This is a genomic window from Blautia sp. OF03-13 (assembly GCF_003460685.1).
Lineage (GTDB): Bacteria > Bacillota > Clostridia > Lachnospirales > Lachnospiraceae > Fusicatenibacter > Fusicatenibacter saccharivorans.
This window is the reverse complement of sequence record NZ_QTVR01000004.1, coordinates 205,582-220,703: the sequence shown is the minus strand read 5'-3', so window position 1 is coordinate 220,703 and position 15,122 is coordinate 205,582. Positions and strand designations below refer to the sequence as shown.

The 15,122-nt window shown below is 43.8% G+C and carries 11 protein-coding genes, 7 tRNA genes, 1 rRNA gene and 1 pseudogene; 17 read left to right on the top strand and 3 right to left on the bottom strand.

Translation table 11 applies throughout. The annotated features are described in order from the left end of the window. The 14 genes and pseudogenes from DXA55_RS04740 to trhA form a co-directional block, all read left to right on the top strand. A 23S ribosomal RNA gene (locus DXA55_RS04740) occupies positions 1-169 on the top strand; the annotation flags it as partial. A 122-nt stretch (positions 170-291) separates the two neighbouring features. Then, a tRNA-Asp gene (locus DXA55_RS04735) sits at positions 292-365 on the top strand. 27 nt (positions 366-392) lie between these two features. Then, positions 393-465: transfer RNA gene (locus tag DXA55_RS04730), tRNA-Val, on the top strand. Between the two features lie 9 nt (positions 466-474). After that, positions 475-555: transfer RNA gene (locus tag DXA55_RS04725), tRNA-Tyr, on the top strand. 19 nt (positions 556-574) lie between these two features. Continuing rightward, positions 575-647, top strand: a tRNA-Thr gene (locus DXA55_RS04720). A gap of 33 nt (positions 648-680) precedes the next feature. Beyond that, a tRNA-OTHER gene (locus DXA55_RS04715) sits at positions 681-753 on the top strand. Positions 754-759: 6 nt separating this feature from the next. After that, positions 760-832: transfer RNA gene (locus tag DXA55_RS04710), tRNA-Phe, on the top strand. 8 nt (positions 833-840) lie between these two features. Then, positions 841-913: transfer RNA gene (locus tag DXA55_RS04705), tRNA-Lys, on the top strand. Between the two features lie 166 nt (positions 914-1,079). Further along, a complete protein-coding gene (locus tag DXA55_RS04700; RefSeq protein ID WP_117813170.1) occupies positions 1,080-2,135 on the top strand; it encodes a D-alanyl-D-alanine carboxypeptidase family protein in 1,056 nt (351 codons plus the stop codon). Between the two features lie 320 nt (positions 2,136-2,455). Next, positions 2,456-3,409, top strand: coding sequence for a peptidoglycan DD-metalloendopeptidase family protein (locus DXA55_RS04695; RefSeq protein ID WP_117813168.1), 954 nt, complete (start codon positions 2,456-2,458; stop codon positions 3,407-3,409). Between the two features lie 342 nt (positions 3,410-3,751). Then, a pseudogene (manA, locus tag DXA55_RS04690) lies at positions 3,752-4,686 on the top strand (mannose-6-phosphate isomerase, class I). Positions 4,687-4,703: 17 nt separating this feature from the next. Then, positions 4,704-5,579 (top strand): ROK family protein, encoded by an 876-nt coding sequence (locus tag DXA55_RS04685; RefSeq protein ID WP_022461220.1) that lies wholly within the window; start codon positions 4,704-4,706, stop codon positions 5,577-5,579. A gap of 172 nt (positions 5,580-5,751) precedes the next feature. Continuing rightward, on the top strand, positions 5,752-6,009 hold the full coding sequence (locus DXA55_RS04680; RefSeq protein ID WP_055220299.1) for a GIY-YIG nuclease family protein: 258 nt from the start codon (positions 5,752-5,754) through the stop codon (positions 6,007-6,009). A 226-nt stretch (positions 6,010-6,235) separates the two neighbouring features. Beyond that, positions 6,236-6,910, top strand: a complete 675-nt coding sequence (gene trhA / locus DXA55_RS04675; protein WP_117762166.1) for a PAQR family membrane homeostasis protein TrhA — start codon at positions 6,236-6,238, stop codon at positions 6,908-6,910. 120 nt (positions 6,911-7,030) lie between these two features. Here the strand turns inward: trhA and DXA55_RS04670 are convergent, their stop codons facing one another. Together DXA55_RS04670 and DXA55_RS04665 are read right to left on the bottom strand one after the other, a co-directional pair. Beyond that, positions 7,031-8,608 carry a response regulator gene (locus DXA55_RS04670; RefSeq protein WP_117813164.1) on the bottom strand — a complete coding sequence of 526 codons (1,578 nt, stop codon included), beginning with the start codon at positions 8,606-8,608 and terminating at the stop codon, positions 7,031-7,033. An 18-nt stretch (positions 8,609-8,626) separates the two neighbouring features. Further along, positions 8,627-10,336 carry a sensor histidine kinase gene (locus DXA55_RS04665; protein ID WP_158565035.1) on the bottom strand — a complete coding sequence of 570 codons (1,710 nt, stop codon included), beginning with the start codon at positions 10,334-10,336 and terminating at the stop codon, positions 8,627-8,629. Between the two features lie 317 nt (positions 10,337-10,653). Between DXA55_RS04665 and DXA55_RS04660 the strand changes: the two genes are divergently transcribed. Genes DXA55_RS04660 through DXA55_RS04650 form a run of 3 tightly spaced genes read left to right on the top strand, consistent with a single transcriptional unit; the run spans position 10,654 to position 13,996 of the window. Continuing rightward, positions 10,654-12,159: an ABC transporter substrate-binding protein gene (locus DXA55_RS04660; protein ID WP_117762169.1), complete on the top strand. Its 1,506-nt coding sequence runs from the start codon at positions 10,654-10,656 to the stop codon at positions 12,157-12,159. Between the two features lie 14 nt (positions 12,160-12,173). Next, on the top strand, positions 12,174-13,091 hold the full coding sequence (locus DXA55_RS04655) for an ABC transporter permease (protein ID WP_117813176.1): 918 nt from the start codon (positions 12,174-12,176) through the stop codon (positions 13,089-13,091). Positions 13,092-13,111: 20 nt separating this feature from the next. Further along, positions 13,112-13,996, top strand: coding sequence for a carbohydrate ABC transporter permease (locus tag DXA55_RS04650; RefSeq protein ID WP_117762170.1), 885 nt, complete (start codon positions 13,112-13,114; stop codon positions 13,994-13,996). Between the two features lie 83 nt (positions 13,997-14,079). Here DXA55_RS04650 and DXA55_RS04645 read toward each other — a convergent pair whose 3' ends face one another. Next, positions 14,080-14,991, bottom strand: coding sequence for a 30S ribosomal protein S1 (locus tag DXA55_RS04645; RefSeq protein WP_117813161.1), 912 nt, complete (start codon positions 14,989-14,991; stop codon positions 14,080-14,082). Positions 14,992-15,122 lie beyond the last annotated feature (131 nt).

Here is a 15,122-nt window from a genome sequence, read left to right as displayed (position 1 = left end):
CGGGAAGGGATAAACGCTGAAGGCATCTAAGCGTGAAGCCCCCCTCAAGATGAGATATCCCATTCGAAAGAAGTAAGACCCCTTGAAGACGACGAGGTAGATAGGGCAGGGGTGGAAGTGCCGTAAGGCATGGAGCTGACTGTTACTAATCGGTCGAGGGCTTGACCTGAAATGCAAAACAAAAGTTTTGCAGAAAATGGTTGTGTTCGGAAAGAAAGTATGGTATGATGTATAGGTGTTAAGTGTATGCGGTTTTGAAGGTATATCAAATATCTTCAAAATAGTTATTGTGGCCCGGTGGCTCAGCTGGTTAGAGCGCCGCCCTGTCACGGCGGAGGTCGTCGGTTCGATCCCGATCCGGGTCGCTTTTCATAACTAAATATCTGAAAAATGGGATCTTAGCTCAGCTGGGAGAGCATCTGCCTTACAAGCAGAGGGTCACAGGTTCGAGCCCTGTAGGTCCCATTCTTTTATGGGTGGTTTCCCGAGTGCCAAAGGGGACAGACTGTAAATCTGCTGCAAATTGCTTCGGTGGTTCGAATCCACCACCACCCACTTGCCAATCAGGCAATCGGCCGATGTGGCTCAATTGGCAGAGCAGCTGATTTGTAATCAGCAGGTTATCGGTTCGAGTCCGATCATCGGCTTTACTTGAGAAATCAAGTACAAAAATAGGATATCGCGGGATGGAGCAGTCTGGAAGCTCGTCGGGCTCATAACCGAAGGTCGTAGGTTCAAATCCTACTCCCGCAATTTTATGCCTAGTTAGCTCAGTTGGTAGAGCAGAGGACTGAAAATCCTCGTGTCTCTGGTTCGATTCCGGAACTAGGCATATTTTACGGAGCATTAGCTCAGTCGGTAGAGCACTTGACTTTTAATCAAGTTGTCCGGGGTTCGAATCCCCGATGCTTCACTATGTGGAACCCTTTCGAGGGTTCTTTTTTTGTTCTGCATATCCCAAATTGGTCCGGTGGACCAATTTTGATTATGTTTATCTTAAGGTTACGGCGAAAATCTTGCAAAAGAGCAGGAAATGTACTATGCTTTGAAAGAATAAAAAAGAACGGAGGAATCTGTTTATGGCACAAAAAAAGAAAAACAAAAGACGAAGACGCCAGTTTCAGCAGAAAGTGATTTTAAGTGTTCTGCTTGTTATCATTATCGGATTGATTGGCGTGCTTGGATATCAGATGCAGAAGAACGAGAAAAAACAGATGGATGGAAACGCAAGCGCATCCTCTTCGGTTTCGTCATCCTCTCTTGCTGGGGACAGTTCAGCGCCGATATCGGATTCCAGCCCGGAGGAGGAGATTACACCGACGCCTGAGCCGGTACAGCAGATTTCGTCAGATGGTCTGAACAGTCAGCATGCCCTGCTGGTGCGGGAAAGCGATCTGGCTGAGATGATGAATCTGGGCGGAGATGAGAGAATTTATCCGGCGTCGATGACAAAGATTATGACAGCGCTGCTTACCATTGAAAATCTTCCGGATCTGAACGAGACGATTACGGTTCCGGAGGACATCTTCGAGGAACTGACGGCACAGGATGCGTCGGTAGCGGGATTTAATCCGTACGAACAGCCGACAGTTCGTGATCTTCTCTATGGTGTGCTGCTTCCATCCGGCGCAGATGCCTGTGAGACATTGGCGAGAGCAGTCGGCGGATCGGAAGAAGGTTTTGTGGCCATGATGAACCAGAAAGCAGAAGAACTGGGACTTACCAATACGCATTTTGAGAACTGCACGGGACTGCATAACGACAACCATTATTCTACCTGCCGTGATATTGCGGTGCTGATGAGCGAGTGTCTGAAGAGTGATACGTTTCGCGAGATCGTGACGAGGGAGGTTTACACAACGGAAGCTACCGCATCACACCCGGAGGGAATTACGCTGTATGACACGATGCTCCACCGGTTTACCAGCTATGAGATGAGTACGACACTGGAGAACGGGGCAGTCATTGAAGGCGGAAAGACCGGATTTACCGATGAGGCGGGTCAGTGCCTGGTCAGCTTTGCAGAATATGGAGGAGAAGAGTACATACTTGTTACGGCAGAGGCCATGACGGATTCGGGATCTGCGGTGGACAGCATCGCGGATGCGAGTACGGTGTATGGAAGATTACAGTAAATACAGGTGAAAGCGAGAGCTGGAAACGGGAGAAAATTCCCGGTTCCGGCTCTTTTTTTTACGTGAAGCAAGTCGAGAAAATAAGGTGTGGATAACATTGGGGATGTTTTGCACGGAATGCGCAGAAAAGAATTATGTTTTCCACAAAAGAAAGAAGCGCAGGGGAAAAATTGTGGATAACGGAAAGGAAAAATCCAGTTTTTGTGTATAGATCGCGCCGGATGGGAAATACTGCTTACTGTAGAAAAGCAGGAGGAGAGCGAGAAATCGAAAAACGCCTCTGAAATGCTTAAAAAGATATCAGCAGAGGTGGTAAGAACATGAAAAGAGACAAGTTGAGAATCGGCGTGATCACAGCGGCACTGGCAATGATGATTGCAGGCGGAGTGCTGACCTGGCAGCAGGATGCGAGAAACGGTAAGGCAGATCAGGCGAAACAGGGAGAGACGGCACAGCTTACAGAGGACGAAAGCACCGGAACTACAGAACAGCAGACGGAGGAGACGGCGGGAGATGCAGACGGAACGCGTGCCGTACAGGATCAGGCAGATGATGTGGAAAACAGTCTGGAACAGGTGCCGGAAATGGAAGCGGCGTGTGAAGAAGAGGCGGCGGGAAATCCAGAAGCAGATGCAGAGACGGCTCAGAATGCACCGGAAGAATCAGATGGGAATACAGAAAGACAGGACGCGCAGGCGGTAAACGGAACAGCGGCGGATCAGAACGGAGAAACAGGATCAGGAGAAACAGCGGCGAATGAAGAAACGAGTGCAGCATCCGGAACTGTGGATTCTGCAGAAAATCAGGAAACGGCAGTTGAGACAGCAGGGGCTGCACAGGATCTGATGTTCAGCGAAGCGACAATCATGGAACTGCCGGTTACTGGAACAGTTCTGATTCCGTATAACATGGAAAATACCGTTTATTTCCCGACACTGGATCTTTACCAGTGCAATCCAGGCGTTGTTTTCTCGGCGGCAGAAGGAACTCCGGTTCTGGCGGCAGCGGACGGAGAAGTTGTGAGTGTGGAAAATGATGCAAGAACCGGCCTCACCGTCACCATGAATCTTGGAAATGGATACGAAGCCATCTACGGACAGCTCACAGACGTTTCCCTCGAAGCAGGCCAGAAAGTTCAGAAAGCAGCACGGATCGGAGCAGTTGCAGCACCGACGAAATATTATGTAAAAGAGGGAAGCAATCTTTTCTTTGAGATGAAAAAAGATGGAAAAGCCATTGATCCTATGGTATATCTCCCGGCAATTTCGGAATAAAAAAGAGGACCTGCACGAAATGGGATGCGGGAAAGTATTATAAAGTGTAGGATTCGCAATCGAATCTTTTTTACAGGTTTTGAATACAAAAAAGGCGGCGCAGACCGCGGATGGTAAAATACCGTTTTTCGATTGCTTTTTATAAAAAAGGCTGGCTGAAAACAGTCAGCTTTACATATAACAAACAGGATTGTTTTGATATAGAAAAAAGGCGGAATAAAAGGAAAGTAACCGGTTACAGAAAATGTGAAAGTTTGTCATTTTAGGGGTTTCGTTTTTGAATGTTATCGGTTAAAATAGATGTAGTGGACAGATCCTGAAAACAAGGAGGATTAGAAAAATATGGAGCTTTTATTTATGGACCGGTGTTCAAAGAAGCAATCTGGGGTGGAACAAAGTTAAGAGACGTATTTGATTACGAAATTCCGAGCGATACAACCGGCGAGTGCTGGGCGATCAGCGGACATGCCAACGGAATGAGCCGTGTGGCAGGCGGAAGATTTGATGGAAAAACATTAGGTGAGCTCTGGAACGAGGAGCCGGAAATTTTCGGAAATTACCCGGGAAGCCAGGTTCCGCTGCTGATCAAGATCATTGATGCAAAAAATGATCTGAGCATCCAGGTTCATCCAGATGATGCTTATGCAGGAGAGCATGAGAATGGATCTCTTGGAAAGACCGAGTGCTGGTACGTGCTGGACTGCGAACCGGGTACAGAAATTGTTATCGGACACAATGCAAAAGACAAGGCAGAAGTGGAGAAAATGATCCGCAATCATGAGTGGAGCGATTTCATCCGCAAAGTGCCGGTACATAAGGGAGATTTCTTCCAGATCAATCCGGGATGCGTACATGCCATCAAAGGCGGCACACTGATTCTGGAGACACAGCAGAGCAGCGATATCACCTATCGTGTATACGATTATGACAGACTGCAGAACGGCAAACCGAGACAGCTTCATGTAGAGCAGAGTATCGATGTTATCGAGGCTCCGTTTAAACCGGCAGATATCGATACCTTTACAGAGGAAATCCCGGGCGCGGTACATACCCATTTTGTAACATGCAAGTTCTACTCTGTAGATAAATACGACATCGACGGTGTATTCACCTTAGATGCGAAAAAATATTATACTAATGTAAGTGTAATCGCCGGAGAGGGTACTGTAAACGGTATTCCGGTTAAGAAAGGTACTCACTTTATTATACCGGCTAATTTTAATGGATGCAGATTTGAAGGAAAACTTTCTGTAATCTGCTCAAATCCAGAAGCATAAGAGAGGAGAAAAACACAATGAGACTTGGAGCATTAGAAGCAGGCGGAACAAAGATGGTCTGCGCAATTGGAAACGCAAATGGAGAAATTTATGAGAGAATTTCTATCCCGACCGAGACACCGGAAATTACCGTTCCGAAAATGATTGAGTATTTCAAAGAGAAGGACATTCAGGCACTGGGAATCGGTTGCTTTGGACCGATCGACCTGAACAGAAAATCCGAAACATATGGTTACATTACCACAACTCCCAAATTAGCATGGAAGAACTACAACATCGTAGGCGCTTTCGCAGATGCACTGGACATCCCGGTTGGATTTGATACCGATGTAAACGGTTCTGCACTGGGTGAGGCTACCTGGGGAATCACAAAAGGTCTGGACAACAGCATTTACATCACCATCGGAACGGGCGTTGGAATGGGAATTATTTCCAATGGCAAGCTGTTGCACGGCATGCTTCATCCGGAAGGCGGACACGTTCTGCTGACCAGACATCCGAAAGATACTTACGGCGGAAAATGCCCGTATCACAGCAACTGCCTGGAAGGCCTTGCTGCAGGTCCTGCCATTGAAGCACGCTGGGGCAAAAAAGGTATTGAGCTGGCAGACAAAAAAGAGGTATGGGAGCTTGAGGCTTACTATATCGGACAGGCACTTGTAGACTGCATCATGCTGCTCTCCCCGCAGAGAATCGTTTTGGGCGGAGGCGTTATGCATCAGGAGCATATGATGCCGCTCGTAAGAGAAGAAGTAAAGAAACAGCTGAACGGATATCTTGTAACAAAAGAACTTGAGGATCTCGACAGCTACATTGTACTTCCAAGCCTGAACGACAACCAGGGTATCATGGGCGCATTGAAACTGGCGGTAGATGAGCTGGCAATGCAGTAAAAATAAAAATGAGAAAACCGTTCGGAGAAATCCGGACGGTTTTTTGCTTACAGGAAACTTCGTTGAATTTTCCTGCGAAGCAGGACTCTTTCTTATTTTTTTGATTGCGCCTAAAAGAACCGAGTGTTAAAGTTACATAGAATACAGATGAACAGAAGGAACGGAATTTGAAATGGAACAGGGGAATTTTACATATATTCTGGAATGCAGCGATGGATCTTTTTATACAGGCTGGACCAATAATTTGGAACGCAGAGTAAAGGCACACAATGCTGGAAAAGGAGCGAAATATACAAAGAGCCGCAAACCGGTAAAACTGGTGTATTTTGAAACCTTTTTAACAAAACAGGAGGCTATGCGGAGAGAATGGGAAATTAAGCAGCTTTCGCGGGTAGAAAAATGGAAGCTGATTCAAGCGAAGAAGCAATAAAAATACAAAAACAGACGGCTCAAACAGGCACAATGGTATGCGTAAGCGAGCAGTCTGTTTTTTTGTGTCAAAGCAGGTCGAACATTTTCAAAAGAAAATAGATATTTTGACTTGAAAAATAATTTTATCCTGCTATAATAAAAGAAACAATGATAAGTAGTAATGAAAACTACATAAAGTAGTAATTAAAATACACAGCGTTTCTGACAGGAAAGGAGTGAGTAGAATGAAGTATATCAGAAAAAATGGAATCAAGGATCCTGGCAGTGCGATTACACATGGGATTGCGCTGATCCTGGCGGTGGTGGGAACGCTGCCATTGCTTTTGAAGGCGGCGCGGGAGCCGGATCATCTGCATGTGGTTGCGATGGCGGTGTTTATGCTGAGTATGATTTTGCTGTATCTGGCGAGCACCGTGTATCACACGTTTGATGTAAATGGGAAGGTAAACCGTCGACTGAAGAAGTTTGATCATATGATGATTTCCGTGCTGATTGCGGGAAGTTATACGCCGATCTGTCTGATTGCGCTGCATGGACGGACGGGAATTGTACTTTGTGCATTGGTGTGGGCAGCTGCAATTGGCGGAATTCTTGTCAAGGCATTCTGGATCAATTGTCCGAAGTGGTTTTCCTCAGTGTTGTATATCGCAATGGGATGGCTGTGTGTACTGGCATTTCATCCGCTGTTTCTGGCTCTTTCACGGCCGGCATTTGGATGGTTGCTGGCGGGTGGCATCATTTACACGGTCGGCGGGGTGATTTACTCCTTAAAAATGCCGATGTTTAACGCGAAGCATAAAAAGTTCGGAACACATGAAATTTTCCATCTGTTTGTGATGGGTGGCAGCTTCTGTCATTTTGTTGTGATGTATTATTTTGTGGCGGCGATGCCGGTATAAAAACTTGTTTGAAGATAAAACAGTAATGCAAAAATAAAATACTGCGGAACGTATTTTCGTTATACCCGGGTATTAACATTTATTTGGGAAAACTTTACGCTCCGCAGTACTATTTTTGCATTATTTTTTCTTTTGACGGTATTCACTCGGAGAAATTCCGTAGACTTTTTTGAATACCTGTGTAAAATAAGAAAAATTCGTGTAGCCGATATTCGTTGCAATTACACTGACCGGGAGATTGGTTCCCTCAAGCAGGGAAATCGCAATTTTCAGTTTTTCCTGCACGATATAGTCAGAAAGTGAAATTCCTTTTACCTTTTTGAAAAGCCGGGAGAGGTATTCCGGGTTCATGTATACCTGATGTGCGATTTCGGTGCGGGTAACATTCTGGTGAATATTTTTCTGAATAAAATTTACCACCTGGTCGATCTGTGAAACACCTGGTTCTGCGCTAATTTGAAGGCTTTTTAGATAATCAACGGAAAAATCAAGCAGTTTATGCATCTCTTCTATAGAATGACAGGAGTTGTTCAGAGCGTGAATATCGTATTCTTTTTCAAAAACACCGTGTGCACCGATGTGGTGATGGTTCAGAATCTGATAGAAGAGCTGAAGAAAATCCTGTAAAAAGAGACTGAGCATTTTCTGGTTTACATGACCGGATTCTTTTTGGCGGAGCAGATAATCATGCATGTCTGCACGGACGGCATCGTAATAACCAGAGGAGAGCATGACATTCCAGTGGACAAAATCCGGAGGGGTGTAGGGAACCTGGGAAATACTGGATTTCTGATAAAAAATACCGCTATAGTTTGCCACATTTTCACTGCGCTGTTCCAAAAGCTGCTGTATTTTATCTGGTAGCAGAAGAAAATTTGCAGAATGAGCACAGTAGCATGCTATTTTAAAGTGGAGATACTGTGAAGCGGCTTCCACAAAAGTATGCAAATAAATTTGCACCTGATCTTTTGTAAAATTATCGGTTTCGTATAAAATAAGGGCAAAAACCTGTTCGTGGACATGGCAGAAAAGCAGTTTTTTAGTGAACGGCTTAAACAGCTCGGAAATGACATTCTGCAGGATAGAGCGGAGGAGAGAAAGGTCACGAACTGGATGTGGCGTGTCATGTTCGAGAATATCAATCAAAGTCAGAACACAGGAACGGCCGGGATCGAGTTTTATGGAGATCGTGTCCAGAAAACTCAGGATATTCTGCGGTTCTGCAGGCTGTTTCTGCAAAAATTCATTTAAAAGCACATCAAGAAGATCCATTTCGCGTTTGCTGAAATAGTTTCCATATTCACTGTAAAATTTTTCCTTTTTTTCCTTTTGAATTTGCAGGACTGCTTTCTGAATGGAAACCTCAATTGCACTGTAGGGAGCGGGCTGAATCAGATAATCGAATCCGCCGAGTTGCAGTGCTTTTTGTGCATAGGAAAAATCTTCATGTGAGGTGAGAAAAATACATTTGATTTCTGGAAAATGCTCCGCAACCCATTCATAAAGTTCAAGACCGCTGCCGAGCGGCATTTCGATATCGCAGAGCATGATATCCACGGAATTGTTTGAAAGAATTTCACGCGCACGGATAATGTCGTTAGCATAGAAAACCTGTCGGATGGAAAGCGCATCCCAGTTGATGCCGGAATGAATACCGGCGACAACATCGGGTTGGTCATCAATAATCAATACATTCATTCGGGATTCCTCCTCTTTCTAGGATAATGAAAACAAATTTTCGTTTGAGAGTAAGCTACTTTTAGTTTCTGAACTGGTATTTGGTTCTTCCTGGATGGGCAGGATAATTTCTGTCAGGGCGCCGGAGGAATTGTTCATACAGATCAGTCCGGCCTGATCACCGTAAAGTAAGGTAAGTCGTTGACGGAGATTGTGTATACCGATGTGCTGTCCGGTTACTGCATCTTCTGTATGTTGCAGAAAGGACTGCAGAAATTCGTCCGGAAATCCGGTTCCGTTATCCTGAATACTGATATTTAAATAATTTCCTTCTTCAGTCTCTGTCAGCTGTACGGAAATGTGTACATTGAGCGGCTGGCTGGAGATTCGCCCATGCTTAAAAGAATTTTCGACGAATGTTTGAATGCAGAGCATGGGAACCGGAAACTTTGAAACAGCGGGATCGGCAGAAATGGTCAGCTCAGAAGAATCTCTTGTGTTTAGCTTCTGAAGTTTATAATAATTCTGTACCTGATTCAGTTCCGTCTGCAGTGGCACAAGACTGCTGTTGTCGCGGAAGGTATAGCGGATATACTGGGAAACATATAAAATCATTTGCTGTGCATCGTTTCCTTTATTCTGTTGAATCATACCGTAAAGAGTTTTCAGGCAGTTCAGATAAAAATGAGGCTTCAACTGAATTTGAAAATATTGCAGCTGAGATTTTTGAATGATCAGCTTATTTTCATAAGTGCGGATTTTCAGATTGTGAATTTCATCCATCATTCGGTTAAAAGTGGAATTAAAGACGGAAAATTCACGGATAAACTGTGTTTCCTGCAGTTTTGAGTTCAATTTACCGTTTCGAATATTCTCCATGGTAGCGATTGCATCTCTTAATGGAGAAAAGTAAATTTTGATGGCCAAAAAACACATGAACGGAATCAAAAGCAGTGCCAGCACAGAGGCAATGATGGCAAACATCTGTGTCGCATTTAAATAAAACTGGCTTCCCTGGTAAGGGGAAAGGTAAAGCATGGTAATATCAGCATATTTTAAGCGATCCTGTACAACAAAAAAGTTTTCTTTTTGTCCTTTTTTGATGTGGTTATTGTCTTCAGGCGAAAAGGTCAGTTTATTTTCTGTAATGGTTTTAGAAGGATTTAATACGGTTCCGTCGTTGGAAAGATAGACGAGTGAACTAGTTTTATGCGTCTGTGTGGCGAGGCGAGATGGAGCCATGACCAGATCAAAATCTACGAGAGAAACACTGTAGGCATTGGAAAAACCGATAAGGCGAACCAAAAAGTATTTATCACCGACTTTATCGTAAAACCAGGATTTGGGAGTTGATTCAAAATCAAGGGATTTTACGTAATTCTGCATTGTTATTAATTCTTTATAGGAATAGCAGTCCTGATAGGCACAGCGGCAGACATCATTGGGAGCAGAATAAATATAGACAGCACCGAGACATTCTGTCAGAGCAAGCTGTTCCCGTGCTTTATTCACAATGGAGAGTGTATTTAAATGAACATCGAGCGGATCAAGTTTATATTTTAGTTTCTGATAATTCCAGTTCGTAGCCCAGTTCTGTGCCATTGAGGTTTCTATCTGGGAAAGATCTGCTTCTAACTGTTCCTGATAGAGAAACAGAGCATTTCGATTTGCAGAAGCGATTTCGCGGTTCAGCAGGCGAAGTGAGTAGAAATCAAAAAATATCGTCAGAAATGTAAGCGGAATAAGCATGATAAGGCTTATAAAGGTGAAAAAAATTTTTGATGAGATGTAAAAATTTTTACGAGATAACATAAGAACCTCCCAAAATATAACAATATAAGAAAAATCGTGTGAGCGTTTCAACTGTTGGAACATGCCATTTATTCTAATATAGATGTCGTGTGTTTTCAAGAAATAAGTATACAGATTCGTTAAAATAACGAAAGTTACAGTGGTATGTCACAATATATAAAGAGAAAGTCACAGATTTTATAGAGAAAGAGATATTTCTTTGATAGGATATAGCTATTCGTAAAACAAAGAAAAGAACAAAGGAGAGAAATGTAATGAATAAGAAAAAAGCAATGGCATTTTTACTTGTTTCTGTTATGGCGGGAAGTATGCTGGCAGGTTGCGGAAGCGATAACGCGTCCAGCTCAAATGACGGATCTTCCAAGAGCGCAGACAGCAGCAATCAGGACAGCTATACGGTAAAAATTCTGGCACCTGGCGATGCCAGCACAGATGACTGCGCAAAAATTTCTGAGGCAGCAAGCAAAATCACCGAGGAAAAATTCAATACTAAAGTTGAGCTGACTCGTGTTGGATTTGGAAGTTATGATCAGCAGGTCAACCTGACACTGGCATCTTCTGAAAAATTGGATCTGATGTATGAGTACTGTGGAAATGTAACATCTGCAATCAGCAGCGGACAGATCCTTCCGATTACGGATTATCTGGACAGCTATGGCAGCGATATGAAATCTGAAATCAGTGAATCCGACTGGAAATGTGTAACCTTTAACGGCAATATTTATGGTGTTCCGTCCAATAAAGAGAAAGCAACGGGATGGGGATTTGCTATGAATAAAGAGATGGCAGATGCAACCGGAATTGACTATAGTTCTATTAAAACAGAAGAGGAGTTGGAGCCGCTCCTTGAAAAAGTAAAAGAAATGTATCCAGATGTATATCCCATTGTTTCTCATGTGGGTTCCATGAGCCTTATGACAAACCCAGATGACCTTGGTGGAGATATCGGATCTTTAGAGAGTGTATCTTCTGACAGCACAGAAGTTATTAATTACTACGCAACAGATAAATATATGAACGAAATGAAACTTCGCTATGACTGGGCGCAGAAAGGTCTGATCATGCCGGATGCTTCCACTTCTACTGAAATGGCAAATAGTCTGATTGGTTCTGGTAAAGGTTTTGGACGTTTTACAAATACAAAACCAGGTATCGAGCAGGAGATCGAAAAAGAGTCCGGAAAAGAAATCGTTGTTTTGAATCTGGTAGAACCATATACTACCACAACACGTGTTGACATTGTATGGTATGTTCCGCATAACAGTGATAAACCGGAAAGAGCTGTACAGGTATTAAACGAGATCTACACAAACCCGGATCTGGCAAATATTCTTATCAATGGTCTGGAAGGAACTCATTATGAGTTTACAGACAAAGACAACGGTGTCATCAACTACCCAGACGGTGTAACAGCAAGTAACACAGGTTATACCAGTCTTCCATGGGCTTGGCCGAATGAGGCAATTTCCTATGTATGGGAAGGAAATGATCCGGATATCTGGGATCAGACCCAGGAGTTCAACAACAATGCGGTTGTTTCTCCGGCCAAAGGTTTTGCATGGGACAACACAAATGTACAGAACGAAGTAACTGCATGCGCAAACGTAACTGCCAAATATGGTCCTGCACTGCAGTGCGGTTCCTTGGATCCAGAAACTACCATTCCGAAATTCCTGGATGAGTTGAAAGCAGCAGGAGCAGATACCATCATCGCTGAGAAACAGAGACAGTTAGATGATTGGCTGGAAGCCAACAAATAATGGAGGCTGGGAAGATGAAAAGAAATTGGGGTAAAATCCGCAGATTTATTCCCATGTATCTGATGCTGCTTCCGGGGCTTGTATACTTATTTATCAATAACTATATGCCTATGGCTGGAATTATCATTGCATTCAAGAAATATAATTACAGTCTGGGAATCCTGAAAAGCCCGTTTACAGGTCTTAAAAACTTTGAGTTTTTGTTTAAGACAAAAGATGCCTGGACAATTACAAGAAACACACTGGGATACAACGTAATCTTTATCGTAGTCGGAACCGTACTTGCAATTGCAGTGGCAATTCTGCTGAATGAAATCCGTTCCACGATGGGAAAGAAAATATACCAGACGTTAATTCTGGTACCGTTCCTGATTTCTATCGTCGTTGTCAGCTACCTGGTATATGGATTCCTCAGCACAGATGCCGGATTCATTAATAACAGTATTCTGAAACCAATGGGAAAACAGGGCATCGGATGGTATTCTGATCCGAAGTACTGGCCATTCATTTTGATCTTTGTCAATGTATGGAAAAACCTGGGATATAACTGCATTATCTATTATGCAACGGTAGTAGGATTGGATGCCAGTCTTTACGAGTCTGCATCTATCGACGGTGCAAACCGCTGGCAGAGAATTGTACATATCACACTACCGGGATTGAAAACAACCATTATCACCTTGACGCTGATGAGTGTAGGACGTATTTTCTATTCCGATTTCGGACTGTTCTATCAGGTACCAATGAACAGCGGACCGCTGATCGACGTGACAAACACCATCGATACTTACGTATATCGTGGATTGATGGAGCTGAACAACATCGGTATGGCATCTGCAGCAGGTCTTTATCAGTCACTGGTAGGATTTGCACTGGTACTGATTGCAAACCTGATTGTTCGAAGACTGGACGAAAACAGTGCATTATTCTAAGCGAAGGGAGAGTATGAAAAATGGTTGAAAGAAATAAAAGCTTTCAGATTGCAGCTAATGTGATTATGATCTTACTGTCCGCTATGTGTATCGTCCCGTTTATTCTGCTGATTATGTCATCAATCACCAAAGAGAACATTCTATTAAAATATGGATATTCTTTCTGGCCGCGTGAAATCAGTTTTGATGCATACAAAACACTGCTGGTAGATTCAGGCAGTATTGTAAGAGGTTATATCATTTCCGCACTGGTAACGGTAGTCGGAACCGTGGCAAACCTGACTCTGACAACATTGTTTGCCTATCCACTGTCAAGAAAAGAGCTTCCGGGAAAAGCATTTTTCTCCTTTGTGATTTTCTTTACGATGTTGTTCAACGGTGGCTTGGTACCGTCCTATATGATGTGGACTGGAATCTTTCATATTAAAAATACCATCTGGGCACTGATTGTTCCAAATCTTCTGATGGGAGCTTTCTATGTCATCATGATGAGAACGTATTTCACCACCAACATTCCTGATGCGGTCATCGAGGCTGCAAGAATTGACGGAGCAGGTGAGTGGAGAATTCTGGCAAAAATTGTTCTTCCGATGTCTACGCCGATTATTGCTACACTGGCACTTCTGGTCGGCCTCGGATATTGGAATGACTGGTTGAATGGTCTGTACTATATCAATAACGATAAACTGTACAGTATTCAGGTTCTGCTGAATAAGATGCTTCTGGATGTGCAGTATCTGATGAGCGGTGCTTCAGGAGGAGCATTGACACAAAGCATTACACTTCCAGCGACTGGTATCAAAATGGCCGTTGCAGTTATGGGAGCACTTCCAATTCTGGTTGTGTATCCGTTCTTCCAGAAATATTTTGTGAAAGGTATTGTGATTGGAGCTGTAAAGGGCTAATAGAATTCTTATAATAGAAAGCAGACTTTCCAGATACACGCAGGAATGCGTGAGAATGGAAAGTCTGTTTTTTTGATGCAACTTTAGTTCAGCTTAATATTTTTAAACAGCGATCCCAGTGTCGTTGTCACTTCCTCTGTCTCCGGGAGTTCGATGGTTTCTTCCTGAATTTCTTCGGCGGCAACGTCGTCGAGTGCCTTCATGGAGAGACTGAGTTTGCCGTCTTTGATGGCAATGACTTTTACTTTGACTTTATCGCCGACTGCCAGAACTGCGGATGGATGTTTGATTCGTTTGGCGCAGATCTGGGAGATGTGGACGAGGCCGGAGAGGCCGTTTCCGAGGCTGATGAAGGCGCCGTATGGCTGCAGGCTCTCAACGGTTCCTTCGGTGACGAGGCCGACTTCTACGTTGGAGATTTTCTCTTTGCGCTCTTCGTCTGCTTTCTCGCGGAGAATTTCGCGGGCGGAGAGGATCAGGCGGTCTTTTTCTTTGTCGAGGTCAAAAACCTGTACCTGAATGTCTTTGTTTAAGTATTCATTCAGATCTTCCACGTAGTTCAGGGAGAGTTTGGAAGCCGGGATGAAGCCGCGGATTCCTTCGACGTAAGCGATAACACCGGCGTTTACGATTCCTTTGACTTTTACATCCAGTACGGTTTTCTCTTCTTTGTACTGTGCGAGTTTTTCCCATGCGAGGATATCGTTTGCCTCTGCGCGGGAGAGAAGAATGTTGCCGTGGCCGTCGTCTTTGCGGATCACGGTTGCGGTGATTTCGTCACCGACCTGAACAGCGTCTTTTAAGGAGAAGCCAGGCTCGTTGCTGAAGTCCTCGGCGCGGATGACGCCCTCTGCGTAGTATTTCAGATCGAGAATCACCTCTTTTTCATCTACGGAGATGACGGTTCCGGTGAGCATGTCGCCTTCCTCAATTTTTTTGAAGGAAGCTTCCAGCTCTGCGGAGAAGTCATCCATGGTTAATTTTTCTTCTGACATAATGAAACACCCCTTTTTCGTAAGAATAACAGGAAAACGAGAGGAAAATTGTGGATTTATGAAAAAATCGGGTTCAATTTTGCACGTTTTTCTATCTGCGTTTATCTTAACATAAAAGATTTTCTTTGACC

Coding starts and splice junctions, on each gene's coding strand:
- DXA55_RS04700 (WP_117813170.1), top strand. CDS start 1,080: ATGGCACAAAAAAAGAAAAACAAAAGACGAAGACGCCAGTTTCAGCAG.
- DXA55_RS04695 (WP_117813168.1), top strand. CDS start 2,456: ATGAAAAGAGACAAGTTGAGAATCGGCGTGATCACAGCGGCACTGGCA.
- DXA55_RS04685 (WP_022461220.1), top strand. CDS start 4,704: ATGAGACTTGGAGCATTAGAAGCAGGCGGAACAAAGATGGTCTGCGCA.
- DXA55_RS04680 (WP_055220299.1), top strand. CDS start 5,752: ATGGAACAGGGGAATTTTACATATATTCTGGAATGCAGCGATGGATCT.
- trhA (WP_117762166.1), top strand. CDS start 6,236: ATGAAGTATATCAGAAAAAATGGAATCAAGGATCCTGGCAGTGCGATT.
- DXA55_RS04670 (WP_117813164.1), bottom strand. CDS start 8,608: ATGAATGTATTGATTATTGATGACCAACCCGATGTTGTCGCCGGTATT.
- DXA55_RS04665 (WP_158565035.1), bottom strand. CDS start 10,336: ATGCTTATTCCGCTTACATTTCTGACGATATTTTTTGATTTCTACTCA.
- DXA55_RS04660 (WP_117762169.1), top strand. CDS start 10,654: ATGAATAAGAAAAAAGCAATGGCATTTTTACTTGTTTCTGTTATGGCG.
- DXA55_RS04655 (WP_117813176.1), top strand. CDS start 12,174: ATGAAAAGAAATTGGGGTAAAATCCGCAGATTTATTCCCATGTATCTG.
- DXA55_RS04650 (WP_117762170.1), top strand. CDS start 13,112: ATGGTTGAAAGAAATAAAAGCTTTCAGATTGCAGCTAATGTGATTATG.
- DXA55_RS04645 (WP_117813161.1), bottom strand. CDS start 14,991: ATGTCAGAAGAAAAATTAACCATGGATGACTTCTCCGCAGAGCTGGAA.